The following is a 25,784-nucleotide window of genomic DNA, read 5'->3' as shown; positions in this document are numbered from 1 at the left end:
AACATACGACGAGGCCGGGTGATGTGTGCGGTAGCCGGCTACCACATTGAGCTATGATGGCGTCTTTCCCATTCAAAGATTGACTGCCATGACTGCCGTAACCCTTCTCAACGCCCTCGAACACTGCGCCATGGTCGAAATCGACGGCTTGCACGCCTTCGAATTCGCTCTCGACGAAGACGACAATCTGCACATTGAATGCATGGACGGCCGAGCGGCCAAGCACTGGGAGTTCAGCCCGGCCCAGGTGCAGGCGGCGGTATTCGATCAAACCCTGCAGAGCTGGACCATCACCGGTGATTCCGGCGAGCACCGACTGGTGTGCATGGACGCGTTCGGTGGTGACGAAGGGGACGACGAGCATGAAGATGCGTAATGTCTGGCCACTGTTGATGGCCGGCAGTTTCGGCGCGATGGGGGTGCAGGCAGCCCCCGCCGACATCCATGAACTGCTGGTCGGCACCTACACCCAAGGCCAGAGCCGGGGGATCTACCGACTCAAATTCGACAGCCAGAGCGGTCAACTCGACGCGACGCCGTTGCAGGTGGTCAAGAGTGCCAATCCGTCGTGGCTGACCTTGTCCAGCGATCAGCGTCGACTGTTTGTGGTCAACGAGAATGGTCCGGGGCAAGCCGACCCGGTAGGGCGCGTCAGCAGCTTCGCTGTCGAGCCGAACACCCACGCGCTGAGCCTGATCAGTCAGGCACAGAGCCTGGGCAACGAGCCGACCCATTCCAGCCTGAGCGCTGACGGCAAGTACCTGTTTGTCAGTAATTACTCTGTGGCCGAAGACCCGGGTGGCAGCCTGGCGGCATTGCCGGTGAGCGCCGATGGCAAGCTGGCGTCGCCGGTGCAACTGAGCAGCCATCAGCCGAGCCGGGTCAATCCCGAGCGGCAGCTGTCGGCGCACGTGCATTCGACAGTGTCCTCGCCGGACGGTCAGTACGTGTTTGCCAATGACCTGGGTGCCGACAAGGTCTTTGTCTATCGCTATGACCCCAAGGCCAATCCGGAACGGCCGCTGAGCGCTGCCACGCCGGCCTCGGTTCAGTTGCCACCCGGCAGCGGGCCGCGGCATTTGCTGTTCAGTGCCGACGGCAAGCACGCGTACCTGACCCTGGAAATGAGCGCGCAAGTCGCCGTCTTCGATTATCAGGCGGGCAAGTTGACCCAACGGCAAATGGTCGACCTGGCAGCCGGCAAACCCCCGGCACAGAAAGCCGCCGCTGCGTTGCATGCCTCGTCGGATGGCAAGTTCCTCTACGTCAGCAACCGTGGCACCGCTAATGAGTTGCTGGTGTTCGCCATCGATCCGGCCACTGGTGAGCTCAAGGAGCTTCAACGGCGCCCGGTGGAAGGGGATCACCCGCGTGAGTTCAGCCTCGACCCAAGCGGCAAGTTCATGCTGGTCGCCAACCAGAAGAGCAATCAGATCGTCATCATCGCGCGTGATGTGAAGACTGGCCTGCTGGGCAAAACCGTGCAAAAACTGCCGTTCGACTCACCCAGCGATATCAAGTTCTTCCTGCGTCAATAAGCCGCAGGCCCCGTACGCCGGGGCCTGCACGGTTCTATTAATCTGAGTGATATCCGCTACTGCTGCAAAAGATTTCAAGAGCGCCAACCCTCGGGCGTAAGTTTGCTTCACGGCCTGAACAGGCAAGCAAGCCAACTGAATCTACGAGGGTTACCGCCATGAACTTCAATCTCTTCTCCGTGATTGCCGCATCCGCCATCTCCGCCAGCGTTGCTCTGCCAGCCAGTGCCAACACCGAGATCAGCTCGAAAAAATCCGGCACCCACAGCTACACCCAGAAATACCTGCAACAAAGCGCCAACTTCTATGCCGCGCTGGATCACAAGATCCAACACTGAGATTCAAACCCTGCCGACTTTATGCAGGAGCGAAGTCACTTGATCCGATCGGCGATCCTTTCGCTGGAAAGACCCGAGTGATGTCGCTTCTGCATAAAGCATTTGCGACTCCGCACCCCAATCAGCACAAATATCGCGTGTAATATCACATAGCCATGTGTTTAAATTTGACGCTAATTTATTGACTCAATCTTTCCCAAGGATCGATGGCATGGCAATGCGTCTGGCTGTGGTGCTGCTGTTTCTCTATTCCACCCCGATTCTCTCGGCTGCCCGTCCGGTTGACGGCGAGCCTGAAGCCGCGCACGAGCGTTTGATGAGCGTGTTGCAGGACTGAACGTCGTCGGATTTTCGATCAATTAAACTGATAGCTACTATGCATAAAGGTCGCTATTCATAGCAGGCTATTTAATTGATTCTGTGGGCACTGAAACATGCCCACGGAGAATCCCATGGCCAGCGCAATCCTTTCTTCTGCCAAACACGGCGCGTATGTAGCCATTGGTTTATACGTGGCGATGGTTCTGGTGGTCAGCCTCTCGGCCCAGTCGCAGCGCGTCATGCAAGCGCCGATTCAGGTCGCTTATCCCGCCATCCAGTTTGAACACGCGCAGCGCGTCAGCGCTGAGCATTCCGACATCGCGGGAGCCGTGGGGGTATGAAAGGGCGCAAACTGATGGTCGTGGCCTTCCTGGCATTCCTGACCAATGGATCTTCACTGCTCGGCATCGGCCAAGGCTCGGCGGGCTCGCTGGCACGGGCCATCGAGTGCAATCACAACATCGCCCACAACATCCAGACTGCCAAGGCGCTGGGGTTGCTGGCGGGTAACCCGCCAGCCAAACCCAAAGCGGTGGTTCTGGGGCCGTTTGAGGTTGATTGCTCGGCGCTGCAAATGTGCAGCGCGTTGGCGTAATCAAATGTGGGAGCGAGCCTGCTCGCGATAGCGGTGTGACAGTCGATATCAATGTTGAATGTCAGTCATCGCGAGCAGGCTCGCACACACTAGGTTTTTGCCATGACAGCGGTAAAAAGATCTGACTCAAGAATCCCTTGAAGCCACGCCTGCAAATGCCGGTACGGCGTCTGCGCAAACCACTCGCGGTCGACATGCGCGAACTGGCGTATGAACGGTGCCAGCGCGATGTCCGCCAGGCTCAGATGATCGGCCACCAGATAAGCTCGCTGTTGCAGCAACTCATCCAGTTCGCGCAAAAACCCTTCGCCTTCCGCGCGGTAATGCTCCATGGGGTGTTCCGGGTAGCGTTCAGCGTATTTGTAGCGATTGAGGTGCAGCTTGAACGTCTGGTCGTTTGCTTCGATCAGCGCAGTGCCCAGTTGCTGCGCCGCAGGATCGTCCTTGAGCAACCAATCCTGCGGGTCGTTCTGTTCCAGCGCCCACTGCATGATCTCCAGGCTTTGCTCGATCACCCGACCGTCAAGGCTGAGTACCGGCACGGTGCCCTTGCTCGACAGCGCGAGCATTTCCGGTGGCTTGGCCTTGAGGCTGACTTCGACGATGTTCAGCTCCACAGCGCTGTAACGCAATGCCATGCGAGCGCGCATGGCGTAGGGGCAGCGGCGGAAGGAGTAGAGCGTCGGCGTGCTCATTTGACCTCCAGCGTGCTCAGGCCATTGCCTTGGCGATGAACCTGGATCTGCACCGGGATTCGCTCGTGCATTTCCTGTACGTGGGAGATCACCCCGACCTTGCGCCCCTGCGCCTGCAAGCCGTCGAGGGCGTCCATCGCCAATTGCAGTGATTCGGGATCGAGGCTGCCGAAGCCTTCATCGATGAACAGCGATTCGATTTTCAGCGTGCTCGACGCCATCGAGGCCAGGCCCAGCGCCAGTGCCAGCGACACCAGGAAGGTTTCGCCGCCCGACAGCGAGTGCACCGAGCGCAGTTCATCGCCCATCTCCGTGTCCATCACCAGCAAGCCGAGCATGCTGCCGCCGCGCTTGAGCCGGTAGCGGCGCACCAGTTGGCGCAACTGGGCGTTGGCGTGGTGCACCAGCAAATCGAGGTTGTAGGCCTGGGCGATCTTGCGGAAGGTGTCGCCGGTGGCCGAGCCGATCAGGGCATTCAGCCGTGCCCAGCGCTGCCACTCGTTGTAGGCCTCGCTAATGCGTTGTGCCAGCGCCTGATTGGCGTCCTGACGGCGTTGATCTTCGGCTTGTTGCGCACGCAGTTCGGCACAGAGCTGCTCGCTGATCCCGAACTGGTTTTGCAGCTCGCCGAGGGCGGTGGCCAGTTGTTCGGCATCGAGGTTGCCGTTGTGCTGCGCCTGATGGCTGTGCAGGCGCTGTTCGCGTTCATGCACTAGCACCTTGGCTTGCTCGATGGCTTTTTCGCCGAGTTGAAGCTGTTGGCGCAACTGCGTGACCTGCTCGTCGCTGAACGCCAGTAACTGCTCCAGACCGCCATCGTCCAGTTCTGGATGATGGGCACGCCATTCGGCGATCCTGCCGCTCAGCTCATGACTTTCGGCTTCCAGCGCGTGCAGGCGTTGTTGCTCGGCTTTGAGTTCGGCGGCCAGTTGAATCTGCTGGCTGCGGACTTCCTGCAAGTGCTGATTGGCCAGCGCTTCAGCCTGTCGAGCCCGTTCGACGGCCTGATCCAGTTGCTGTTGCCACTGCTCGGCGCTCGGCTGGTCGCCCAGCAGTTCGGCGAGTTTCTGTTGGGCGGCGTGTTGCTGCTCGGCGAGTGCGCTGAATTGTTGCTGTGCGGCTTCCAATTGCTGCACGCGTGTCAGCTGCCGGTCCTGTTCTTTCTCCAGGTTTTGCTGACGCTGTTGTTGTTCGCTGAGTTCTTCGCGTTGCAATTCCAGCTGTTCCAGCCGCTGGGCAACCTGCTGATCGAGTTGCATGAAGGTCGTAGCGGGCTCGTTGCGCAAACCGTCAAGGGTCGCCGCAGGGAGCAGGGTGCCGAACGCTGCCAGTTCTTCTTCAAGGCGCTGGCTGTCGTTGTTCAACTCGCGTTGTTGGATCGCCAGTTGCTGGGCAGCCTGTTGGCTGGCCTGGTCGGCGGCTTGCAGTTGTTGCTGAAGGCGTGCGGCGTCTTGCTGCAAGGTGAGCAGGGCGCTTTGTCGTTGTTCATCCTGGGCAATGCTCTGATTCAACTGAGCGCTTTGCTGATTCAGCCAGGCGTCGCGTTTGGCGGTTTCCTGGGTCAGCAACTGGGCGGCCAGTGGATGCGCTTCAAGGCTCGGTGTCAGGCTCTGCTGCTGGGTTGCCAGCAGTTCCTGTTGTTGCAGCAGTTCTTTTTGCTGGGCAATCAGCCCGCCGACATCGGTGCGCAGGTCCGCGAGTTTTTCCTTGAGCAGGTCAACGGCTTTTTGCGCGTTGGCCTGTTCGTTTTCATCGTGCCGGCCGAGGCTTTGCAGCAACGCTTCTGGCTGATGATAAGGATGCTCGACGCTGCCGCAGACCGGGCACGGTTGATCGTCCTGTAACTGCCCGCGCAACTCTTCGACACTGGCACTGCGCGCCAGGCGCTGACGCTCCAGCAGTTCCCGGGTGACTGTCAGGGTTTGCTCGGCGACCGTCAGTTCGGCCTTGGCCTGGACGCCTTCGCGGGTCAGGCGTTCGCGTTCTGTCTGGACGGTCTGAAGGCGCTGTTGCAGTTCCAGCGTGCGCGTGTCCAGCTCCTGCTGACGGGCCCACAGCCGCGCGAGCTCTTCGATGGCGCGTTGCTGCTTGCGGTTGTCTTGCAGCAGGCTGCCGAGGATCTGAATCTGTTCGGCTACGGCTGCAGGTTCAGCGCCGGCTTCGTTGTAGAGCAGCTCCAGGCTTTGGCGTTGTGCGCTGAGTTGGCTCGCGGTGTCGGCCGCTCGTTGCTCCAGTTCGAGCAGTTCGGCCTGGCCTTTTTTCAGGCGATTGCCCACCAGCATCAGTTGCTGCAAACGCTCGCGATAGGCGTTCCAGGCGTCACTGACGGGAGCCAGATGGAGGCTCTGTTCCAGTTGCGTTGCAATCGTCGCCAGGCGTTCGGCAACCCGTTGTTGCTGTTCGAGCATTTGCGCGATGGCTTGCTGGCCTTCGGTGCTGGCCTGTTCGGCGTTGTGCTTGAGTTCGGCTGAGGCGTTGATGGCCTGGGTCAGGCGCGCGAGGTTGCTTTGCTCTTCGAAAGCCTGACGCAGCAGCGGGGCGTTGTTGCTGTGCTGACTTTGGGCCTGGATCAGCGCGGCTTTTGCGGATTCCAGGCTGGTTTCGAGTTGCACCTGACGGGTTTGCAGCTCGCTTTGCTGTTGGCTGTGTTGCTGAATCAGCGCGGCCAGCGGGCTTAGTTGCGCGCGCAGCTCGGTTTGCCGGGCAAACTGATGCCGCTGCGGTGCCAGTTGTTCCAGGCGCGCCAGGTTCAGCCGTTCGCCCGCCTGGGCGTCCCACGACTGTTGAGCCTGTTGCAGTTGTTCAGCAGCGGCCTGTTGCTGGTCCTGCAACTGCTGCAACTCCTTTAGCCAGGTGTTCTGCAGTTCAAGTTGCTTGAGCTGTGCTTGCTGGTTTTTCAGTTGTTGTTGGGCGTCGTTGAAACGCTGATCGAGTTCGGCGCGGGCCTCGGGTTCAAGCGGTGTGACGCCTGTGGCCTGATCTTGCAGCAACTTGTGGACTTCGCGGGTTTCCTTGCTTTTGTCGAAAGCACGCTTGCCCAGGCGCGTGTAGAGCGCGGTGTCGGTGAGTTTTTCCAGCAGTTCGCTGCGGTCGTTGTCATCGGCCTTGAGAAACGCGCTGAACTCGCTTTGAGCGAGCATCACCGCGCGGGTGAACTGTTCGAAGTTCAGGCCCAGCACGGCTTCAAGCTGAGTCTTGTATTCGCCTTTCTGGCTCGCCAACAGTTGATCGGTGTCGAGGTCGCGCAGGCTTTGACGGCTGGTTTGCAGTTTGCCGTTGGCTTTTTCACGGGCGCGATTGGCCTCCCAGCGCGCGCGGTAGCGACGGCCGTCGATGCCGACAAAGTCGACTTCGGCATAGCCGTCACCGGTGCCACGGCGCAGCAAGGTGCGCGGGTCGCCCGTGGCGATCTCGCCGTCTGCATCCGGCACCTTGGCGTCGCGTCCGGTGTTGTTGAGGCGCGGCACTGCACCAAACAGCGCCAGGCACAGGGCATCGAGCAAGGTGCTTTTGCCGGCGCCGGTCGGCCCGGTAATCGCAAACAGGCCGGAACTGGCCAAGGGTTCGGCGGTGAAGTCGATTTCAAAGGGGCCTGCCAGCGAGGCGAGGTTTTTCAGGCGGATCGCGAGGATTTTCATGGCTGTTCGCTCTCCTGCTGAACGTCTTGCAGCAGCACCGCAAAGTCCTTGAGTGTCTGTTCGTCGACCGCGCTGCCGTAGTTATCGAGCCAGGCACGGCTGAATAATTCCTGTGGCGTGAGCTGGTCCAGTTCGACCAACTGGCCTGTGTCATCAGCGCCATCTCGACCGCCATTGCCGGCGTATTCGGCAGCGATCCGCACCAGCCGCACGGCTTTGCCTTGCAACGCGGTTTCGATCTGTTGGCGCAAGTCCGGCTGCGGTTCATCGAGGCGTACGCGGACTTCAAGCCATGGTTGGCGCTGGAGATCGGCCAACAAGTCGATATTCGGCAAATCCGCGAGCTGCGTCAGGATTTCACTGAGCGGAGCAGGGCCCAGGCGTTGCAGGTTGACCGCACGGGGGATCAACCGGGGTTCGACGCTGAGCAGCGTCTCGCCGTCGAGCGTGATGTCGAGAATCTGATGCTGATAGCCGATTTCGGAAAACGACAACGGAATCGGTGAGCCGCTGTAGCGAATGCGCTCCTCACCGTTGACCTTCTGCGGTTTGTGCAAATGGCCAAGGGCAACGTAGCTGATGCTCGGCCCGAACAGGCTGGCGGGCAGGGCTTCGGCGTTGCCGATGATCAGGCTGCGCTCGGAGTCCTCGGACACCGAACCACCGGCCATGTGCGCGTGGCTGATGGCGATCAATGCCTGACCGGGTTGGCGCTTGGCGTTGGCGGCTTCGATCAGCCATTCATGCACCTGACCGATACCGCGCAGGTAGTTGTCGCCCAGATGTGCGCCGGTCACTTCGGCGGGCCGCAGAAACGGCAGCGCCAGGCACCAGCCGGCGATTTCACCCGAGGCATCGGGCAGCGGAATCAGCAAGCGTTCGGCGTCCAGTTGCCCGTCATCGAGCCACAACACCCGACCCAGCGCATGAGTGCGCAACCGGCGCATCAGCGGCGCGGGCAATTCGATCCGCGAGCCGGAGTCGTGGTTGCCGGCGATCATCACGATAGTCAGCGATGGCTGCTGCTCGTGTGCGCTGACGATGAAGTCGTAGAGCCGCTCCTGGGCTTTGACCGGCGGATTGACCGTGTCGAAGATGTCGCCAGCGATCAGCAGCACATCGGGCTTTTCCAGCGCCAGCTGACGCAGCAGCCAGTCGAGGAAACAGCCGTGTTCAAAGTCGCGCTCCTGGCCATGCAGGTTCTGCCCAAGGTGCCAGTCGGAGGTGTGGAACAGACGCAAGGCAAACTCCGTAGGAAATAAGGTGATGGCCGCGGGAAAAATGATGGCGGCTAAAGGGGAGGGAGTTTACTGGCAAATGCTTTGGGTTGCTGAGGGGCTTCTTGCAGATCGCGGAGGTTAATAACCGACCAATGACGCGCTGACCTGTTACTTCTAACAGTATTCGTGGCGGAGGGCGGAGCGTTTAATGGTGGCGGAGGGTATGGATCCCTTGCAGTGATTAAACAAATGTGGAGAAACACTATGTCACAGCGTAGCTCGAACACGATCAGTCGAAGCAATACACCGCGTCACGGTCATGTCTTTTCTCCCGCCTCACGGGCCTATTTTGCCTGGCAGGAACGGAAACTGGATGAGGGCGCGCTGAATCAGCGGGAGTCCGGAAAGCATTTCCCGCAGACCGCTGGCGGCTTGAAGGATCCTTTGGCTCCGGACGATGTGCTTAGTGCCACGCCACCTCTGGATGGAATGATTGCCAGTGCGGGGCAGCTGACCGGTGCGTTTCTTGATCAGCCTGGTGACCACTGGCAAAAGCACGAAGTGTGTAGTGGCGAATCATTGCCTGTCTCATGGAACTTTACTGCAAACCACCCCGCAAGGCGTTGGGACTATTTCATAACCGAAGAAGATTGGGACTCCAGCAAGCCCCTGGCGCGCTATCAGTTCGGCGCAAAGCCGTTTTATACGGTGCAAAACAGTTGGCAACCATTCTGGAAATATCCAGATGAATTGATGCTACCTTCCCCTACCGAACATGAAGTCCCGCTACCCAAGCGTGAGGGCTACCACGTGTTACTGGCTATTTATGTCGTTGCCGATACGGGGATGGCTTTCTATCAGGTAATTGATCTGCTCTTTGAGACGTCCGACGGAGGTGAACGTCCCGACACACCGACCGGGCTGACGGCCAGTGACGTTACTGACAAGCAAGTGGTGCTGACGTGGGATAAGGCAGCCGCCCCCATTGCCAAGTACCGTGTTACACGAAACGGGACCACCACTGTCGATATTGACGCAACGCAACAGACCTGGACCGATAACAGCGTGGCGGCTGGAACCCGATACAGCTATTTTATTTCCGCAATCAATAACGAGGGCAAGGTTTCTGCGCCGAGTCGGGCCATCGACGTGCATACGTTGACAGAAGATGGAGCACCCACTGCCCCAGTGAATCTGCACAGCATGGGCCAGACTGCGCAAAGCGTCAGACTGATGTGGGGTGTCTCTACCGGCACAACTCCGATTACCCAATACGTCATTTTCCGTAACGACTATGAAGTCGACCGCGTAGACGGCGATAAGACCTCGTTTGAAGATCTAGGCCTGACGCCAAATACCACCTACGAATACTTTGTGAAAGCGCTCGACCAGAACGGCAAACTGTCGTCATCCAGTAACGTTCTGGGCGTCAGAACCGAAGGGGGAGGAGGGGATTACCCAGCTTGGGAGCTGAATGCGAGGTATGAAAAAGACGCATGGGTCAGCCATTCGGGGAGCAAGTGGAGGTGCATTCAGGCGCATGTTTCGTACGTGTCGGACTGGGCGCCTGGTGTGGGCGACAATGTGCTTTGGATCAAACAACCCTGACCTGCGCACTGGAACAATCATCCTGAAGGTGATTGTTCCAGGTTGGTATTTGTAGCAGCTGGCATTCGATGTTTATTTCGGATACAGCGGCGGCAAACCACTGTCACCGACCGGATCATGAACCCGTTCGGCAATCGGGATGGCGCGGATCGCGCGCCAGAGTTCTTCGCCTTGCCAGTAATGCCCGGTTTCGCTGTAGAGCGCGCCGTTCAAGCCGTCGAGTGCGTCGGACAGCGGTACGAAGCGTGCAGCCATGTCGGCCTGATGGACCGGGTGTGTCTGCATTACGCAGAGATCTACCTGTAATTTCTGACAGTAGGCGTCGTATTCCTACTGTGTTATTCAAAGCCATGGACAACATCTCTGTAGATCGCTCAACTCCCACTCTGACAGTCATGGACCCGCGTGGTCTGTTGAGTCGGGAAGTTGCTTACTGCCGCTCGGAGTCTGGCCAGGTGCCCGACTCGCGGATTACCCGGCATGCCTACGATGCAGCCGGGCGAGAGATCGCTAGTTGGGATCCGCGCTTCTGGAAGGAGGCTGCAATGGGGGGCAAGCAAGTTCCCAACAGGATCACTCTTTACACACTTCACGACGCTGTACTGTCAACGCAATGCGTCGATGCGTCGATGCGGGGCTGCGGCTGGCCTTGCCAGGCGCAGCCGGGCAATTACTTCATTCCTGGGACAGTCGCGCCAACCAGCAACAGATCGAGCACGACTCGTTACTGCGCCCTGTTACCGTACGTGAACACGCGGCAGGTCAGTTACCCAAGGTGGTGGAGCGCTTTACCTATGGCGATTGCGGTGACGAAGTCGCGGCCCATAACCAATGCGGTCGGCTAATTCGACATGATGATCCTGCGGGCACCTTGCGGTTATCCGAATATAGTTTGTTCGATACGTGTCTGGTGGAAGCACGGCAGTTCCTGAGCGGTCTGGAGGCGCCGGACTGGCCTCCCGACATTTCACTGCGCGATGATCTCTTGGAAGACGGTAAGGGTTTTATCACTGCTCAGACCTTCACTGCTACAAATGAGATGCAGACCCAGATCGATGCAATGGGTAACTTAAGGATATTCGACTATACGGTGGCCGGCGAACTGAAAGAAACCCGGCTGCAACTGGCGGGCTCTGATGAGCTGCCGCGCTTGCTGGTCGGCTCTATTCACTACAATGCCCTTGGTCAAATCGAGAGCGAAACTGCCGGCAATCGCGTGGTGAACAAGGCTTTTTATGGCGCTGACGATGGTCGTTTGATCCAGCTCCTGGCCGGTATTCCCGGCAGTGCTCCTCTTCAGAATCTGAATTACTGTTACGACCCGGTGGGAAACATCGTCAGTCTTGAAGACAAGTCTCAGTCGGTGCGCTATTTCAACAATCAGCGTATCGATCCGATCAACTGCTATCGCTACGACAGCCTTTATCAGCTGGTCGAAGCCAGTGGCCGGGAGGTCATCACTCCTGGCTACGGACTAGCACTACCAGCGTTGAAGCGCATGCCGTTGGATTCGAATCAACTGCGCAATTACACTCAGTCGTTCCTCTACGACGCAGCCGGCAATCTACTTTCCCGCCATCATAGCGGCGCACCGACGTTCAATATGAGTACCTCCAGTTTCAACAACCACAGCCTGGCTCAGCGCGAAGATGGATCTCTACCGGACGAGGAGGAAATTACCAACGGCTTCGATGCCAACGGCAACCAGCAGGAGTTGCAACGCGGCCAGGCCATGAGTTGGGACGTTCGCAATCAACTGAGTCTGGTGACGATGGTGAAGCGTGAGGATGGGCCGGATGATCTTGAGTGCCATGTCTACGACCGCCCCGGCCATCGTCTGCGCAAGGTGCGCCTTACTCAAGCCGGCAGTCGTATCTTGCGCGCTGAGGTTCGTTATTTACCGGGACTAGAGATTCATCGTGACGCGGTAACAGGCGAAGAGCGCCAGGTGATCAGCGTCGAGGCCGGACGCAGCCGTGTGTGGGTATTACATTGGGAAACGAAGCCGCCCGACGGCATAAGCAATGATCAAGTGCGCTTCAGTCTGAGTGATCACCTGGGTTCATGCACGTTGGAGCTGGATGAGAAAGCCGGACTATTGAGCCAAGAGGGTTATTACCCGTTTGGCGGTACAGCCTGGTGGGTGGGTAGAAGTACGTTGGAGGCTAAATACAAAACTATTCGTTACTCAGGAAAAGAGCGGGATGCGTCCGGACTTTACTACTATGGGTATCGGTATTACGCACCTTGGTTGTGTCGCTGGATGAGCCCTGATCCAGCAGGCACGTTATATGGGCAGAATTTGTACAGAATGGTCGAAAACCGACCCACTACGCTCGTTGACATGTATGGCTTGGAACCAGTACCGCCGAGTAGCGCATACCAATCCTTCTGGCAGGAGGGTTTGAGGGCACGACTTGATAGCCTGGGTGACTCCAGTCAAGCGGCGCAGCGTTTTATAAAGGATAGATTTAAGGCCCACGAACTCGAGCCTAATTCTCATGAAGTCAGTTCAACATATTTCCATCAGGTAGGCGGTCATAGTTATGAAAGTTGGTTCGTGAACGAATTCCATGAAGATATTTGGATTTTCAAACAGAACTATAAAACCAATCCACCTCGCAGGGACATTTCCGGTTCCGGTGAACCTGACAGGTTCCATGCCAGTGATGTTGCCAGATACCAATATGAATTGGTCGCCAGCCAGCGTAGCTTTTTTGGCAAGCTACCTTCCGTGATCAAACGAGAGAATGTCATGAGTTACATCGCTCTCGCTAATACGGTGAGCACTGGGAATGATGGGAAAGACTTGATGAATGTTTTTTTTACCAAGACGCCTAATGGAAAAAGCACGATGCGGATAATGGAAGACTTCGATCTTGAACCCGTTAGCGTGGAAAGAATTAAAGGGCCAGAGGGGAGGATTGATTTTCTGATTCGTGTGCAGCCCAAAACGATCAAATTGTCGGCTCGACAGGCGAATGAGGTGGACAGTGAGACATCTGTCCAAAATAGCCATGAACCACCTGAAAATTCACGTTACTTCGAGGCGGATATATTGAAAGGCTCCATTCGCAGAGGGTCCATAGATATGGAACGAGTGGAGCGCAGGGGTAGTTACCGGCGATTCTGAAAATACCACCATCATCTTTTACTTCGGATACAGCGGCGGCAAACCACTGTCACCGACCGGATCATGGACCCGTTCGGTGATCGGGATGGCGCGGATCGCGCGCCAGAGTTCTTCGCCTTGCCAGTAATGCCCGGTTTCGCTGTAGAGCGCGCCGTTCAAGCCGTCGAGTGCGTCGGACAGCGGTACGAAGCGTGCGGCCATGTCGGCCAGGGTTTCCGGCTGTTGGCGGGCCCAGGCGTCGAGCGCCTGGCGGGTGGCTTGAGGGTCGTTGGCCTGGCAGGCTCGCTTGAGGTCGTCGAGTAGCGTGCGCGGGCTCGGGCCCGTTTGCGCGGCACGCAGAATCGCCGGCTGCCAACGCGCACGCCACCAGAGGCCGAAGCCAAGCAGGGTGGTGCAGGCGAGGATCAAGGTGCTGAGCTTCCAGTACCAGAGTGCTTCACTGCCGACCGCCAGGGTAGCCGGCACGTTACCCGCTGGAGCGTCGACCATCAGGCTCGGGTTGTTTACGGTGTTCAGGGTGCGAGCGGGCAGGCTGCTGCGCTCCAGATGATCTTGAAGGGTGTTCCACCAGACCACTTCCACGGGCGGTAATTCGATCTGCCCGATACGAGTGGGCACCAGTGCCTCGCGGTCTTCGCGGATGCCGATCAACCCCTGGTCACTGGGTTGATTGCTCAGTTGTGGCTGATCGGGATAACGCCGCAATCCGCTGCTTTCAGTGGCGGGCAGGGGCGGCAGTTGCGAACTGGCCAGGCCTTCGGCTTTCAGGGTCAGGCTGCGGGTCATGGAGTCGCCCACTTGAACGTGATCAGGCGCAGGGTTCCAGTTTTCACTGAGACTCAGGCTGCGCGCAGGCAGCCAAGGGGCGTCGGCGGGATAATCGGCCGGTTTGGGCTTGACGGTCAGGTTGAGCCCGGTGGAACTCACGCGAATCAGTTTGCCCGCTTTTGGCCCTTGCGGGGCCGGCTCCTGAGAGGGTTGCGTCTCCGCCAGGGTGGCGCTGAACATCTGTGCGGGAATCGTCAGCAGGCCACTGTGTTGTGGGTAAATGGCGTAGCGTCGTTCGATCACGCCGTGGCGCAGGTCATTGATGACTTTTTCGTAAGTGCGCGACTCGCCGAGTTGTTCGACGCGGGCATCGGGGATTTGCAGCGGGGTCAGGCTGCTGTCGTCATACAGCGACACCGAATGATAGATGCGCAAGGTCAGAATCGCCTGGGCCTGCACGTACACCGCGTCCTGATCGAGGCTGGTCTCGATGAATACGGGTGCCAGTTTGTCGGCGCTGTCCTGCTTCTCGCTTTCGACCACTTGCAAGTTGATCGGCTGGCTTTTGTACTCTCCGAGCGGCAGGGACGGGATGACCAGTGTGCCGTTGTGCTTGGGCAGGAGGGTGATGATCCAGCGGGTGGTGGCGTGGCTGTCGTCGCCCAGGGTGGTGAGCTGGTTGACCTGGCGGGTGCCGCGAACTTCGAACAGTGGTTCAAGTGCGCTCAGGTCAGGTTTGCCGAACTGCGTGACATCACTGGATTCGAGGGTCAGTTCGACCGTTTCGCCGGAATTCACGCGGCTGCGATCGATGCTGGCAACCAGCCCCGCAGCCTGGGCACCCACGGTCCAGAGCGAAAGGCTGAGCAATAGAGCGGTGAAGCGGGTCATCGAGTTTTTCCCTGATCCTGATGTTGTTGCTGTTCGTACCAGAATTTACGTTTAAGCAGTTCGCCCGGCTCATCCGGGATTTTACGCAGCCATTGCTCCAAGGCCTGGCGGCGCTCGCCGTCGGCGGTGCGGATCGGCGGTGTGCTGCGTTGTTCGTCGCCCGACTCATTGCCCGGCACTTCATTATTGCCCGGTTGTGGCGGGCTGTCGGTCTGGTTTTCGCTGTTGGCGTCGCTGTGCGATTGCGCGGTTTGCGTGTCGGTCTTTTGCTCGTCACCGGTCGAGGGCTGTGTCGCCGCACCCGGCGGTGGGGGTTGCTGGGTTTGCGGGTGCTCTTCGCCGTCGGTTTTGTCCGGCTCATTGGGGGATGTGGGGGCTTTCTGTTTGATCAACGCTTCTACCAGCGCTTTGTTGGTCTGCGCCGGGCGTAAATCAGGTTGCAGTTCAAGGGCTTGTTCATAGGCATCGACGGCGGCTTCCAGTTCACCGCTTTTAGCCAGGGCGTTGCCGCGATTGTAGTGCGCACGGGCGTCGTTGCCTTCGGCGAAACGCTCGGCGGCAGTGGCATACTCGCCGGCCTCATACAGCGCAACGCCTTGCCATTGCCGGTCCTGGAAACGCTGCGCGGCCTCCGCGGGCTGGTGTTGCTTGAGCAAGTGCAGGCCCTGTTGGTCCGGGCGCAGCCAGAGATCGTTGAACTCGAAGGCGTAACTCGGCTGCGGCAGCATGAACAGCAATGGCAGGCAAAACAGCCAGCCTCGGCGTCCCGCGCAGGCCGTCAGCAGCAACAGCGGCAGTAACAGCCAATAGCCCTGATCGGCCCAGGTATCGAGGCGCAGGGTCTGGCCATCGTTACGCACGCTATGCGGGCTATCGAGCAACCCGAGGCCGCGCAGGTCGCTGTCGTCCAGTTGCGCTTGCCGGTAACGCCCCTCCATTTCGCTGGCAAAGGCTTTCAGGCTCGGCCCGTCGAGACGCGGTACGAGGATCGCGCCTTGTGCATCCTTGAGGAAACTGCCGTGTTCGTCAGCGATCGGTGCGCCTTGCGGGGTGCCGATGCCGAGCATCAACCATTGCGGTGCCTGACCGCGCAGGGCCTGACGAATACCCTGGCGCTCCTGTTCGGTCAGGGATGAGCCTATCAGCAGAATCCGGCCCTGACCGAGGGCGCCGCGGTTGAGCAATGCCAGCGCCTTGGCCACGGCCAGATCAGCGCGATGACCGGCCTCGGGCATGATCGACGGTTTCAACGCGTCCAGCAGGTTACGGCTGGTGGCCAGGTCGTCCGAGAGCGGCACCAGCGTGTGCGCGCTGCCGGCATAGACGACGATGGCGGTCTGCGCGTCGCTGCGCGCTTGCAACAGATCGAGCAGCTTGCGCCGGGCCTGCTCCAGGCGCGTGGACGGCACGTCGGTGGCGAGCATTTCCGGGGTCAGTTCAAGCAGAACCACCAAGGGGTCGGCAGGTTTCTGCGCAGATTGTTCAACCCGCTCCCAGCTGGGCCCCAGTAGTGCCAGTACCGCCAGAATCCAGGCCAGGCCCAGGGCGACCCACGGCAACTTGCTTTCACGTCCGTTGCCACCGCTAAGCAGGGCGGCATGGAAGGCCGGCGGCAGGATCATCTGCCAGCGACCCGCGCGTTTTTTCCGGTGCCAGAGTTGCCACAGCAACCAGCCCAATAGCGGCAACAGCAGCAGCCACCAAGGGCGGAACCAATACGGCCAGAGCGCGATCATCGGCGCCTCCGCAGACGCAGGCGTTTAAGCCGCTGGTGCCAGTCGGTGTGCTGTTGCAGAAAATGTTCCTTGGTGAAAAAACGTTGCAGCAGATTGTCGGGCCAGCGTTCGCGGATTACCAGCAACAGGCTCATCAGCAACGCGGCAGCCAGCGGCCAACTGTACAGCGCTTGCGCCGGGCGAGCCTGGGTCGGCTGTTGGGTCACGGGTTCCAGTTGATCGAGGGTCTTCTTGATCTGCAGCAATTCCTTGCCATCACGCGCACGGAAGTAGCGCCCGCCGGTCGCCTCGGCGATAGCTTTCAAGGCGGGTTCATCGAGGTCCATGGTCGGATTGCCCGCCAGAAAAGCCAAAGGGCCTGCTTGCTCCGGATCGGCGCCAATGCCGATCGGGTAGATTTTCACGCCTTCTTCGGCAGCCAGTCTTGCCGCGGTCAGTGGATCGATTTCGCCGCCATTGTTGGCGCCGTCGGTGACCAGAATCAGCACGCGGCTTTGCGCCGGGCGTTGGCGCAAGCGCTTCAAGGCCAGGCCGATGGCGTCGCCAATGGCGGTGTTCTTGCCAGCGATGCCGATCCGCGCTTCGTCAAGCCAGATGCGCACGGTGTGCCGGTCGAACGTCAGCGGTGCTTGCAGATACGCCTGGCTGCCGAACAGGATCAGGCCGACGCGATCACCGTCGCGCCCTTCAAGGAAATCACCGAGCAAGTGTTTGACCAGTGTCAGGCGGCTGACGTCTTCGTCTTGCCACTCCATGTCGGGGAAATCCATGGAGCCGGAAACGTCGACGGCCACCAGCAGGTCGCGTCCGCTGGCGGCAATCGGCAGCGGTTCGCCGAGCCATTGCGGGCGCGCGGCGGCAATCAACAGCAGCAGCCAGAGCAGGATGAACGGTGCTTGCTGGCGCCAGGTCGGCAGGTTGGCACGGGCGCGACGCCGGGCCAGGCCTTCAAGGTCGGACAGAAAGCTGACCTTGAGCGCCGGTTCGCCGCTGTCGGCGACCGGCAGCACAACCCGCATCAGCCACGGCAGTGGCAGCAGGGCGAAGATCCATGGCCAGGCGAACTCAAACATGCTTGCGAATCCAGGTGTCGACGGCTTGTGTCAGGCCGGCAATGGCCTTGTCGTCGAGTTTGCATTCCGGTTTGTAAGCGCCCTCAACCAGGATCATCCAGCGGGTCAGGCCGGCAGCCGGGCAACGGTTGTCGAGAAACGCCAGCCATTTACGACCGTTCAGGGTGTGGCTCTGGCTGTAGGGGTAGTGGTTGCGGCACAGACGCTTGAGCAGCCCGTTGAGTTGCTGCAACCAGGCACCGGCCGGCGCACCGTCATAGGGTTTGGGCATTTGTGCCAGTTCCGCCAGCGCCGCCAGACGCACCGGGTCCAGCGGCTGTTCGGCGCGCACGGTAGAACGCTTGACGGGAATAAAGCGGCGTAGCTGCCACAGGCCAAAGCCGATCAGTGGCAGCAGCACCAATAGCAGCCACCAGCCCGGCGCCGGCGGCCAGAACTCGATGGGCGGTGGAGTCATCAGCGGTTGCAGTTGATCGAGGCTGTTCATTGGCTTTTACCCGGACGCTGCGGGTTCAGGTATTCACGCAATTGTTCGACCATCCCGCTTTGAGTGCTCAGCGGCATTAACAGCACGCGCAGCTTCTGCGCCAGCAATTCCCAGCGGGCGATGCGGGCTTCGGCCTGGGCGCGATAACTCTGGCGCAGGTCGAAGTTCAGCGTGTCGAGTTCAAGTTGTGCCCCGCGCTCGGCGAAACGCAGCAAACCGGCAGCGGGCAGGGCATGGTCCAGAGGATCGGAGACTGGCAGCAACAGCAAGTCACAGTGCCGCGACAGCAGGCTCAGTTGCTGCTCGGCACCTTCGGACAAGGCGCGCTCGTCGCAGATCACGATCACCAGGCTCCCGGGGCGTAGCACTTCGCGCGCGCGGCGCAGAGCCATGCCCAGGCTGTCGCGGTCCGGCTCGCTTTCGGTCGTGAGGGACTGGTTGACGCGTACCATGCGGTTGAGCAGTTGCAGCAGGCTTTGCTTGCTGCGTCGGGGTTTGATTTCGTAGTGCTCGTTTTCACCGTACACCAGCCCGCCAACACGGTCGTTGTGCCCCAGTGCAGCCCAACCGATCAGGCTCGCGGCTTGCGCGGCCAACACCGATTTGAACATCAGCCCCGAGCCGAAAAACAGCCGGCGACTTTGCTCGACCATGATGAATATCGGCCGCTCGCGCTCTTCGTGAAACAGCTTGGTGTGCGGTTCCTGGGTGCGTGCGGTGACGCGCCAGTCGATGGTTCGCACGTCGTCGCCAGCCTGATAGACCCGCACCTGATCGAAGTCCACGCCACGCCCGCGCAGCTTGGAATGGTGCAGGCCAATCAGTGGGCTGCGCTGGCTTGGCGTGGAAAACAACTGCACTTCGCGCACGCGATGGCGCATCTCGATCAGCTCGGAGAGGCTGACACGGATACCCGGTTCGGGCGCAAGCGGCTTGGTCATCGGGGTCAAGCGACAGCGACGACGTCGAGAATCCGCTGGACCACACGGTCCTGGTCAATGCCAGCGGCTTCGGCTTCGAAGGAAAGAATGATGCGATGGCGCAACACGTCGAACAGCACCGCTTGAATGTCTTCGGGGCTGACGAAGTCGCGACCGGCCAGCCAGGCGTGAGCACGGGCGCAGCGGTCGAGGGCGATGGAGCCGCGCGGGCTGGCGCCATAGGCAATCCACTCGGCCATTTCCGGGTCGAACTTGCCCGGCGTGCGGGTCGCCATGACCAGCTGCACCAGGTATTCCTCCACCGCGTCGGCCATGTACAGACCAAGGATTTCCTTGCGTGCGGCAAATATCGCCTGCTGGCTGATCCGCCGCTCGGGCTTGGTTTCGCCGTGCAGCGCTTCACCGCGGGCCTGTTGCAGGATACGCCGCTCGACGGCCGCGTCGGGGAAGCCGATTTTGACGTGCATCAGGAAACGGTCGAGCTGGGCTTCAGGCAGCGGGTAGGTGCCTTCCTGCTCGATCGGGTTTTGGGTCGCCATGACCAGAAACAGCGGCGACAGCTCATACGTGCTGCGGCCCACACTGACCTGCCGCTCGCCCATGGCTTCGAGCAAGGCCGACTGGACCTTGGCCGGTGCCCGGTTGATTTCGTCGGCCAGCACCAGGTTATGGAAGATCGGTCCCTGCTGGAACACGAAGCTGCCGGTTTCCGGGCGATAGATCTCGGTGCCGGTGATGTCGGCAGGCAGCAGGTCGGGCGTGAACTGGATGCGATGGAATTGTGCTTCGATACCTTCGGCAAGCTCTTTGATGGCCTTGGTCTTGGCCAGGCCAGGGGCGCCTTCGACCAGCATGTGGCCGTCAGCGAGCAGAGCGATGAGCAACCGCTCGATGAGTTTTTCCTGGCCGAGAATCTGCGTTGAAAGAAAGGTTCGCAGCGCAAGCAGCGCTTCACGATGTTCCATCGATGACTGTTCCTGGAGAGGGTGAGCAAAGGCGTTCGAATAACGCCAGGGCTGGGGGCGTTACTTTAATCCATCGCAGGGGGTGGAGACTAACGGCGATCAGGGAATTTTTGGGTTTTGTGCACTTGTTGGGGGGTTATTCAGGTTTTTTGCTGTGCAGAGCCTCAATCAGCGCTGTTTTGCGCGCGACTTGTGGGCGCACGGCTTGCCGGCGATGGCGATCTTACGGCTGCCATCGCTGGCAAACCGTGCGCCTATGGTTCGCAAATCTTCCTGACAGTCACCAAAGCATCCGCACCCCGAGGCTGCCGATCAACCCGTTCAAGTCGTTGTTGACGGTCGCGCTGTTGTAATCGCCGCTGACATACAGGCTGACGGAGGGCGTGACCCTGGCCACCAGCCCCAGTCCCAGTTCTATCGAGGACGAGTTCCGGCTGCTGCTGAGCCTGTCGACCTGACCCAGGGTCACGGTGTCGGTGGTATTGACCGTGTGCCAGAAGTTGGTACGAACATAGGGTTCGATCGGCAGGCCCTTGATGTCGTAACTGCCTTTCAAGCTTGCACCGACCCTGCCGCTCCAGGACGTCAGATCGGTGGATGAGGCATTGGCGCTACCGGCATACGGGGTGTCCAGGCTAATACGCTGGTTGATCAATTCCGCCTGGGGTTCGATGACCCAGTTTTCGCTGATGCCGATGGGGAACCCGCCTTGTACCGAGAGGGTCATGGCGCTGCCTTCAGTGGCTTGGCGCTGGCCCTGGTCATTGAGGCTGTAGCCATTGACCCGACCACCGCTGGCGGTCAAATCCACGTGCCAGCCGTTTGCGCCGGTCAGGCTCCAATAGGCGCCAAGATTGGGGCCTTGCACGTTGAGGGTGTTGTTCGGGTCGACGATGGCAGGGCTGATCAACAGACCATTGGCATTGCCCTGAAACTGGTTTGTGCCGCCCACCAGACCAACGCGCTGGGTGCTGCCGCCGCTGCTTTGCAGGGTAATCAATGCCGGGGCCTTGAGTTCGGAACCGCTCATGCCGGAAAACGGTGAGCTGAGGACGTCGCGCTCTGCGCTCCTGGCAGGCTGGCCGTAGACCCGATCCCAGGCAGAAGGAGCGGCTTGCTCGACTGTCAGCAACTGGTTATCAAGGCCGGGATTGCGGCTGAAGCGGATGCCGTTACTCGTATCAGGCGTCGGCAGGGAGAGCGCCGGGACATCTTGCTCAAACCAGGGTATAGCCTCGTCCTCGGCAGAGGACGCCTGAATCTCCATGGATGTGCACAGCAGCAACGAAGTGGAAACGGTGTACAGGGTGATTTTGATCTCATGTTGGAAGTGGGCGGTGTTCATGGAGGTCTACCTTGCAATCGCATGCCATGACTCTGTTTGGCGTCTCTCCTACCCCGAACGAGGGGCGACCGATTTCATAGAGGCAAACCCCTCCGGCCCGCTTGAGCAGGTTTCCGGGGCTTGCCCCAGAAGGTAATTCCGGGGGTAGTAACGTTTAGCTAAGAAGACCGTTGGCGTTGCGTCAAGAAATTGAACGATGAGTGGTATGAATAATTTAGACGTTGCAACTGACTGATTTTTAGTAATTATCTAAGTTATTGTTTATCTGGGAAATCATATTTTGACGTCAAATTTGAGGTTTTTTTCACGTCCCAAAGGCTTTGGTCCAAGGCGTGAGTGGCGCCGTGAAAAGTTTTTCTAGGAGGTGTCATCCTCCGAACGGCTTACGTTCCGCCTTACGTTCCATAACAAGAAAAAATCTTACCGCTCGCTTTGTTTCGGCGAATATAGAGTCTTGCAAGCAACTAATAAATTGATGTTTATGTGTTGATATGGTTGTAGGAAGAAAGTTACGCAATTTCGAGAAATTTCTGGAGTTGAATTAGGATTAGTAGTTCGCTGATTGTACGTAAGTTCCGAAATATTGGGGTTTTCTTTGCGATAATTTTTTATCTGTACTAGTTTTGGTTTGTCGGCGATGTGGCGTCGATTTATCTACCGGTCTACTTTGCGGTGTTTTTCGAATAATTGATCTGCTGTTTGTTGGGTTTGGTACGGCTGGTAGAAAGGATTTCTAATCAAATAAAAAAATCCCAAGGATGATCAGAATATGAATAGGGTGGTTATGATCCTTGATCCTACAGGTCTCAATGTTCCTGAGATGATGTTGGCTCAAACTATTAGACCTGAAAGGTATGGCGAACCTTTAAGCGCTTTTGCTCTTGAGTCTGTACCTGTGCCTTATTTCCAATCTGATGAGTGCTTAATCAGGGTCATGGCTGCAGGTGTCAATCACAATGGAGTTTGGGCTGCACGAGGATATCCAGTCGACGTCATTGATCTTCAAAGATCCCGTGGTGAGAAACATGCTTTTCATATCGCCGGGTCTGATGCCTCAGGCATCGTGGTGGCTGTTGGCGCTGATGAGGCCGTCGATTTCATCAAGAGTCAGCTTGATATGTCGCTGGCATTACCCGTTCTTGATGTGGGGTCCGGAACCGGGATACTGACCCGGCAATTGGCGACAACGGGCATGCCTGTGATCGGGGTTGAGCCCGATGCACAGATGCTGGACAGGGCCAAGCGGCACGAGGGGCAACAGAGTGCGATCTATCATCAGGGCTCGGCAGAACACTTGAACGTCCGGGACCATAGTGTGGCTGCGTTGATATGCGGGCAATCCTTTCATTGGTTCGAGCCGGACAATACCAGGCTCGAATTCAAGCGGGTGCTAGCTACCGATAATCCAGTGTTTCTCGTCTGGAATATTCGAAGCCCGGATTGCGATGGGTTTCATGTCGCCTACGAGCGTCTGTTGAGCGGTGCCTTCGACCGATACTCGGAGACATTGCAAATCGACGATGCGTTGGAAGACAAGATTCGGCAGTTTTTCAGCGGGCCCTTTCAGGAGCGGACTTTTCACAACTGTCAGCGGTTGAGCGCATCGGGACTGCTGGAAAGAACCATGTCCTGTTCGTATGCGTCACAGCCTGGGACACCCGAGTATGTGGCGGCCAGTAACGCCTTAAACACCTTACATCAGGAACACCAACAAAACGGCGAAGTCACGCTAAATTACAGAACGCGTGTTGTCTATGGCCGTGTTTAAGGCCATCCGAAAAGGTTCGCTGTTCAGTGGTTCGGCAATCGTTGTACCACTGTCTTTTTTTCCGACGCTGGCAAGGGCCGCCTTCCTATCTTATTTTTTGATTTTTCTAAAGGAAAGGTTTTCACTTTCAGTCGATGAGATTGGGCTTTTTGTCGGCGGCTTTATTCTCTTGAGTTCCTTGGCCAGCCTGTTGTTCGGTGCGGTGCTCGACAAACTGAGCATCAAGGCACTGATGCTCACGTCATCGATCATTCAGTCGGCGGTGTACATGAGTCTGTTTGTGTTCAACTCGCTGACCCTGGTTTTTGTACTTTGTCTGTTACTCAACTTTGCATATCTAACGCTGGAAACTGCGGTACGCATGTGCATTGCTCGGTTGTTTCCCCCGCAGGAAACCTCGTCGGTGCTATCGCTCAAGTACACTTTCACTAACACAGCCTATGCATTAGGGCCCTTGGTCGGGCTTTGGCTTAATCGGCAAGGCGTTTCGCCGTTATTGTTTTGCAGCGCATCGGCGTTGTTTTTTGTCCTAGTGGCTGCCAGTCCCTTCGCACTGCCACGTGTGGTCGAACAGGAAAACGTCGAAGGCGAAGGCGTGTTCGGTTCTCTGGCAATCATGGCCAAGGATCGCAACCTGTTGAAATTCACCATTGCCAGTGTTCTGTTGGCAGGTGTGTTCGGGCAGTTTCATATTTATGTGGGCCAGTATCTGATCGCGACCCACTCCACGGCCCAGATGTACGAGATCATCAACGTTGTATTTGTCACGAATGCCCTGACTTCGATACTGCTGCAGTATCTGATCGGTCGACGGGTTGCCGCTGAACGATTCAGAATCTGGATCGCCGGGTGCATTCTGGCATTCGTAGTCGGGCTGATCGGCTTCGCTTTTTCCCAGACCCTCTACGCCTGGATCTTCTTCACTGCTATTTTTACTGTGGGGGAAATTATCATTCAACCCCTGGAATTTTTTTACATCACCCGTATTGCGCCGGCTCGGATGAAAGGGGCGTATTACAGTTCGCAAAACCTGACGTACCTGGGCGCGGCCTCGACGCCGGTGGTATGCGGTTTTATCCTCTCCGGCTTGAATCCGCTCTATTTTCTTTTGTATTTGATGGTTTTGCTTCTTGTGGGGGGGCTGATCTTCTATGTCGAAGGCGGCAAGCTGGCTCAGTAAGAATTGTATGAAAAAACAGCCCCTTTCCGGAGGGGCTGATCCTGATTAAGGATTAATATGACTTCGCATAAAGAGCCCACGTATTGGTTGACTTTCCAGTGAATAAACAGGTTGCTGTAGACTTGGGTTGAGCCAAAGGAATGCAGCGGACTGTTACGCCGAACTCTCCAATGGCCTTTTCAACTTCTTCGTCTTCAATGAAAGGCGCTAGAGCGAAAGCATTAAAATTGTCTTTTTGTTTGAAGGCTTTCTTAAAGTCTTCAAGGCTAGTCACTGTTTTGGTGTGTTCGGAAAGTTTTGATTTTGCACGGTCCAGCATAGACTTCTGAATGGTAAGTAGTGTGCTAGGAATTTCTTTTAAAAAGGTATCGTGGTTAATTTTCATAATGCTCTTGGCGTTGTCTCTGCAAGAATAAGAGACCATGTTTTGTTCGAGTTCCTTTGTCCCGATTTCCACACGAACAGGCACGCCGCGCTTTATGTGATACCACTTTTTCTCGCTACCATTCATCTCGCGTTTATCGACACTGACTCTGAGGTTCTGTCCCTTGATTTTCTTGCGTGAGATCTTCTTTTTCAAATCATCGCAGTAAGCATGGATAGCTTCGGCATCCTGCTCATTGCCAACTATCGGAACGATGATGATCTGCGTTGGTGCTACCAACGGCGGTATCACCAGTCCATCGTCGTCTCCGTGGGCCATGATCATGGCACCAATCAATCGCGTGGAAACGCCCCATGAGGTTGTCCAGGCAAGTTCCTTGATCCCTTCCTTGTTGACGAAACGAATGTCCGAGGCCTCGGCGAAGTTTTGACCTAAAAAATGCGAGGTCCCGGCCTGCAAAGCCTTGCCGTCCTGCATCATCGCTTCAATGGTGTAGGTACTGACGGCACCCGGAAATCTTTCCCATGAACACTTTTCACCCTTGATAACCGGTATGGCCAGATGGTCGACGGTGAAACGCTCATAGATATCGAGCATCTTTAATGTCTCGTCCAGGGCCTCTGATTTGGACGCATGAGCGGTATGGCCTTCCTGCCACAGGAACTCCGACGTTCTGAGGAAGATCCTTGGACGCATTTCCCAGCGGAGCACATTGGCCCACTGATTGATAAGCAAGGGTAAGTCTCGGTAGCTTTGCACCCACCTTGAAAACGAGGCGCCGATAACTGTTTCGCTGGTGGGTCTTATGATGAGTGGTTCTTCCAGTTCACCGGCAGGGATTAATTTTCCATTGGCTGATTGTTCGAGTCGATGATGGGTTACAACTGCGCACTCTTTGGCAAAACCATCTACATGCTCTGCTTCTTTCTGAAGGAAGGATAACGGGATCAAAAGTGGAAAATATGCGTTCGCATGCCCTGATTTTTTGAATTTCTGATCAAGTTCTCGCTGAATCTGTTCCCAGATTCCATAGCCCCAAGGGCGAATGACCATACAGCCTCTAACGGGAGAATTTTCAGCAAGTTCAGCTTGGCTGACGACTTGTTGATACCATTCCGAAAAGTTTTCATTTCTTGTAGGCGATATCGCGTTTTTCATA

Annotated in this window: 21 protein-coding genes and 1 pseudogene; 10 read left to right on the top strand and 12 right to left on the bottom strand. The window is 57.8% G+C overall.

Annotation, left to right across the window (positions count from 1 at the left end):
• The first annotated feature begins 88 nt into the window (after positions 1 to 88).
• From AC1DIH_RS05895 to AC1DIH_RS05870, 6 genes are all read left to right on the top strand, one after another.
• Positions 89 to 376: a DUF5629 family protein gene (locus AC1DIH_RS05895; RefSeq protein ID WP_477770973.1), complete on the top strand. Its 288-nt coding sequence runs from the start codon at positions 89 to 91 to the stop codon at positions 374 to 376.
• Entirely contained in the window at positions 363 to 1,538 is a 1,176-nt protein-coding gene (locus tag AC1DIH_RS05890) for a lactonase family protein (RefSeq protein ID WP_477770972.1), read from the top strand. Before AC1DIH_RS05895 ends, AC1DIH_RS05890 begins: the two co-directional genes overlap by 14 nt.
• Positions 1,539 to 1,696: 158 nt before the next feature.
• Complete coding sequence (locus AC1DIH_RS05885) at positions 1,697 to 1,876, top strand: hypothetical protein (protein WP_054597153.1); 180 nt, start codon at positions 1,697 to 1,699, stop codon at positions 1,874 to 1,876.
• Between the two features lie 211 nt (positions 1,877 to 2,087).
• The gene (locus AC1DIH_RS05880; protein ID WP_427537509.1) at positions 2,088 to 2,213 is read left to right on the top strand and encodes a hypothetical protein; all 126 of its coding nucleotides are present in this window, start codon (positions 2,088 to 2,090) and stop codon (positions 2,211 to 2,213) included.
• A 115-nt stretch (positions 2,214 to 2,328) separates the two neighbouring features.
• Positions 2,329 to 2,538, top strand: coding sequence for a hypothetical protein (locus AC1DIH_RS05875; RefSeq protein WP_477770971.1), 210 nt, complete (start codon positions 2,329 to 2,331; stop codon positions 2,536 to 2,538).
• On the top strand, positions 2,535 to 2,792 hold the full coding sequence (locus tag AC1DIH_RS05870) for a hypothetical protein (protein ID WP_216743825.1): 258 nt from the start codon (positions 2,535 to 2,537) through the stop codon (positions 2,790 to 2,792). Before AC1DIH_RS05875 ends, AC1DIH_RS05870 begins: the two co-directional genes overlap by 4 nt.
• Before the next feature lie 89 nt (positions 2,793 to 2,881).
• Here AC1DIH_RS05870 and AC1DIH_RS05865 read toward each other — a convergent pair whose 3' ends face one another.
• The 3 genes from AC1DIH_RS05865 to AC1DIH_RS05855 are packed head-to-tail and all read right to left on the bottom strand — an operon-like array spanning position 2,882 to position 8,366.
• A complete protein-coding gene (locus AC1DIH_RS05865) occupies positions 2,882 to 3,487 on the bottom strand; it encodes a glutathione S-transferase (protein WP_477770970.1) in 606 nt (201 codons plus the stop codon).
• Positions 3,484 to 7,125 (bottom strand): AAA family ATPase, encoded by a 3,642-nt coding sequence (locus AC1DIH_RS05860; protein WP_477770969.1) that lies wholly within the window; start codon positions 7,123 to 7,125, stop codon positions 3,484 to 3,486. Before AC1DIH_RS05860 ends, AC1DIH_RS05865 begins: the two co-directional genes overlap by 4 nt.
• On the bottom strand, positions 7,122 to 8,366 hold the full coding sequence (locus AC1DIH_RS05855; protein WP_477766836.1) for an exonuclease SbcCD subunit D C-terminal domain-containing protein: 1,245 nt from the start codon (positions 8,364 to 8,366) through the stop codon (positions 7,122 to 7,124). Before AC1DIH_RS05855 ends, AC1DIH_RS05860 begins: the two co-directional genes overlap by 4 nt.
• A 243-nt stretch (positions 8,367 to 8,609) precedes the next feature.
• Between AC1DIH_RS05855 and AC1DIH_RS05850 the strand changes: the two genes are divergently transcribed.
• Entirely contained in the window at positions 8,610 to 9,953 is a 1,344-nt protein-coding gene (locus AC1DIH_RS05850; RefSeq protein ID WP_477770968.1) for a lytic polysaccharide monooxygenase, read from the top strand.
• Positions 9,954 to 10,025: 72 nt separating this feature from the next.
• Here the strand turns inward: AC1DIH_RS05850 and AC1DIH_RS05845 are convergent.
• Positions 10,026 to 10,226, bottom strand: a pseudogene (locus AC1DIH_RS05845) (BatD family protein); the annotation flags it as partial.
• Between the two features lie 340 nt (positions 10,227 to 10,566).
• Between AC1DIH_RS05845 and AC1DIH_RS05840 the strand changes: the two are divergent.
• Positions 10,567 to 13,086 (top strand): RHS repeat domain-containing protein, encoded by a 2,520-nt coding sequence (locus AC1DIH_RS05840; RefSeq protein WP_477770967.1) that lies wholly within the window; start codon positions 10,567 to 10,569, stop codon positions 13,084 to 13,086.
• A gap of 18 nt (positions 13,087 to 13,104) precedes the next feature.
• On the opposite strand, the gene AC1DIH_RS05835 is transcribed toward AC1DIH_RS05840, so the two are convergent.
• The 7 genes from AC1DIH_RS05835 to AC1DIH_RS05805 all read right to left on the bottom strand — a co-directional run bounded on the left by AC1DIH_RS05835 (position 13,105) and on the right by AC1DIH_RS05805 (position 21,292).
• Positions 13,105 to 14,745 carry a BatD family protein gene (locus tag AC1DIH_RS05835; RefSeq protein WP_477770966.1) on the bottom strand — a complete coding sequence of 547 codons (1,641 nt, stop codon included), beginning with the start codon at positions 14,743 to 14,745 and terminating at the stop codon, positions 13,105 to 13,107.
• Complete coding sequence (locus AC1DIH_RS05830) at positions 14,742 to 16,481, bottom strand: vWA domain-containing protein (protein ID WP_477770965.1); 1,740 nt, start codon at positions 16,479 to 16,481, stop codon at positions 14,742 to 14,744. The genes AC1DIH_RS05835 and AC1DIH_RS05830 overlap by 4 nt, the downstream gene beginning before the upstream one ends.
• Complete coding sequence (locus AC1DIH_RS05825) at positions 16,478 to 17,554, bottom strand: vWA domain-containing protein (protein WP_477770964.1); 1,077 nt, start codon at positions 17,552 to 17,554, stop codon at positions 16,478 to 16,480. Before AC1DIH_RS05825 ends, AC1DIH_RS05830 begins: the two co-directional genes overlap by 4 nt.
• A complete protein-coding gene (locus tag AC1DIH_RS05820) occupies positions 17,547 to 18,041 on the bottom strand; it encodes a DUF4381 domain-containing protein (RefSeq protein WP_019690593.1) in 495 nt (164 codons plus the stop codon). The genes AC1DIH_RS05825 and AC1DIH_RS05820 overlap by 8 nt, the downstream gene beginning before the upstream one ends.
• Positions 18,038 to 18,982, bottom strand: a complete 945-nt coding sequence (locus AC1DIH_RS05815) for a DUF58 domain-containing protein (protein WP_477770963.1) — start codon at positions 18,980 to 18,982, stop codon at positions 18,038 to 18,040. The genes AC1DIH_RS05820 and AC1DIH_RS05815 overlap by 4 nt, the downstream gene beginning before the upstream one ends.
• 5 nt (positions 18,983 to 18,987) lie before the next feature.
• Positions 18,988 to 19,947 carry an AAA family ATPase gene (locus AC1DIH_RS05810; protein ID WP_071550307.1) on the bottom strand — a complete coding sequence of 320 codons (960 nt, stop codon included), beginning with the start codon at positions 19,945 to 19,947 and terminating at the stop codon, positions 18,988 to 18,990.
• A 280-nt stretch (positions 19,948 to 20,227) separates the two neighbouring features.
• Entirely contained in the window at positions 20,228 to 21,292 is a 1,065-nt protein-coding gene (locus AC1DIH_RS05805) for an autotransporter domain-containing protein (RefSeq protein ID WP_477770962.1), read from the bottom strand.
• A gap of 769 nt (positions 21,293 to 22,061) precedes the next feature.
• Between AC1DIH_RS05805 and AC1DIH_RS05800 the strand changes: the two genes are divergently transcribed.
• Both AC1DIH_RS05800 and AC1DIH_RS05795 read left to right on the top strand, forming a co-directional pair.
• Positions 22,062 to 23,060: a class I SAM-dependent methyltransferase gene (locus AC1DIH_RS05800; RefSeq protein ID WP_477770961.1), complete on the top strand. Its 999-nt coding sequence runs from the start codon at positions 22,062 to 22,064 to the stop codon at positions 23,058 to 23,060.
• A complete protein-coding gene (locus AC1DIH_RS05795; RefSeq protein ID WP_477770960.1) occupies positions 23,047 to 24,240 on the top strand; it encodes an MFS transporter in 1,194 nt (397 codons plus the stop codon). Before AC1DIH_RS05800 ends, AC1DIH_RS05795 begins: the two co-directional genes overlap by 14 nt.
• A 52-nt stretch (positions 24,241 to 24,292) precedes the next feature.
• Here AC1DIH_RS05795 and proS read toward each other — a convergent pair whose 3' ends face one another.
• Positions 24,293 to 25,783 (bottom strand): proline--tRNA ligase, encoded by a 1,491-nt coding sequence (proS, locus tag AC1DIH_RS05790; protein ID WP_477770959.1) that lies wholly within the window; start codon positions 25,781 to 25,783, stop codon positions 24,293 to 24,295.
• Position 25,784: the final 1 nt, after the last annotated feature.

Source organism: Pseudomonas sp. 05N36, assembly GCF_056397385.1.
Note: the sequence above shows the minus strand (reverse complement) of the source record. Positions and strands in the feature narration are given on the sequence as shown.

What these genes read in the sequence shown, in the direction of transcription:
- AC1DIH_RS05880 (WP_427537509.1), top strand. Translation starts at nt 2,088, where the DNA reads ATGGCAATGCGTCTGGCTGTGGTGCTGCTGTTTCTCTATTCCACCCCG.
- AC1DIH_RS05885 (WP_054597153.1), top strand. Translation starts at nt 1,697, where the DNA reads ATGAACTTCAATCTCTTCTCCGTGATTGCCGCATCCGCCATCTCCGCC.
- AC1DIH_RS05805 (WP_477770962.1), bottom strand. Translation starts at nt 21,292, where the DNA reads ATGAACACCGCCCACTTCCAACATGAGATCAAAATCACCCTGTACACC.
- AC1DIH_RS05820 (WP_019690593.1), bottom strand. Translation starts at nt 18,041, where the DNA reads ATGAACAGCCTCGATCAACTGCAACCGCTGATGACTCCACCGCCCATC.
- AC1DIH_RS05865 (WP_477770970.1), bottom strand. Translation starts at nt 3,487, where the DNA reads ATGAGCACGCCGACGCTCTACTCCTTCCGCCGCTGCCCCTACGCCATG.
- AC1DIH_RS05840 (WP_477770967.1), top strand. Translation starts at nt 10,567, where the DNA reads ATGCGTCGATGCGTCGATGCGGGGCTGCGGCTGGCCTTGCCAGGCGCA.
- AC1DIH_RS05815 (WP_477770963.1), bottom strand. Translation starts at nt 18,982, where the DNA reads ATGACCAAGCCGCTTGCGCCCGAACCGGGTATCCGTGTCAGCCTCTCC.
- AC1DIH_RS05800 (WP_477770961.1), top strand. Translation starts at nt 22,062, where the DNA reads ATGAATAGGGTGGTTATGATCCTTGATCCTACAGGTCTCAATGTTCCT.
- AC1DIH_RS05835 (WP_477770966.1), bottom strand. Translation starts at nt 14,745, where the DNA reads ATGACCCGCTTCACCGCTCTATTGCTCAGCCTTTCGCTCTGGACCGTG.
- AC1DIH_RS05860 (WP_477770969.1), bottom strand. Translation starts at nt 7,125, where the DNA reads ATGAAAATCCTCGCGATCCGCCTGAAAAACCTCGCCTCGCTGGCAGGC.
- AC1DIH_RS05825 (WP_477770964.1), bottom strand. Translation starts at nt 17,554, where the DNA reads ATGTTTGAGTTCGCCTGGCCATGGATCTTCGCCCTGCTGCCACTGCCG.
- AC1DIH_RS05795 (WP_477770960.1), top strand. Translation starts at nt 23,047, where the DNA reads ATGGCCGTGTTTAAGGCCATCCGAAAAGGTTCGCTGTTCAGTGGTTCG.
- AC1DIH_RS05850 (WP_477770968.1), top strand. Translation starts at nt 8,610, where the DNA reads ATGTCACAGCGTAGCTCGAACACGATCAGTCGAAGCAATACACCGCGT.
- AC1DIH_RS05830 (WP_477770965.1), bottom strand. Translation starts at nt 16,481, where the DNA reads ATGATCGCGCTCTGGCCGTATTGGTTCCGCCCTTGGTGGCTGCTGCTG.
- AC1DIH_RS05870 (WP_216743825.1), top strand. Translation starts at nt 2,535, where the DNA reads ATGAAAGGGCGCAAACTGATGGTCGTGGCCTTCCTGGCATTCCTGACC.
- AC1DIH_RS05890 (WP_477770972.1), top strand. Translation starts at nt 363, where the DNA reads ATGAAGATGCGTAATGTCTGGCCACTGTTGATGGCCGGCAGTTTCGGC.
- AC1DIH_RS05810 (WP_071550307.1), bottom strand. Translation starts at nt 19,947, where the DNA reads ATGGAACATCGTGAAGCGCTGCTTGCGCTGCGAACCTTTCTTTCAACG.
- AC1DIH_RS05895 (WP_477770973.1), top strand. Translation starts at nt 89, where the DNA reads ATGACTGCCGTAACCCTTCTCAACGCCCTCGAACACTGCGCCATGGTC.
- proS (WP_477770959.1), bottom strand. Translation starts at nt 25,783, where the DNA reads ATGAAAAACGCGATATCGCCTACAAGAAATGAAAACTTTTCGGAATGG.
- AC1DIH_RS05875 (WP_477770971.1), top strand. Translation starts at nt 2,329, where the DNA reads ATGGCCAGCGCAATCCTTTCTTCTGCCAAACACGGCGCGTATGTAGCC.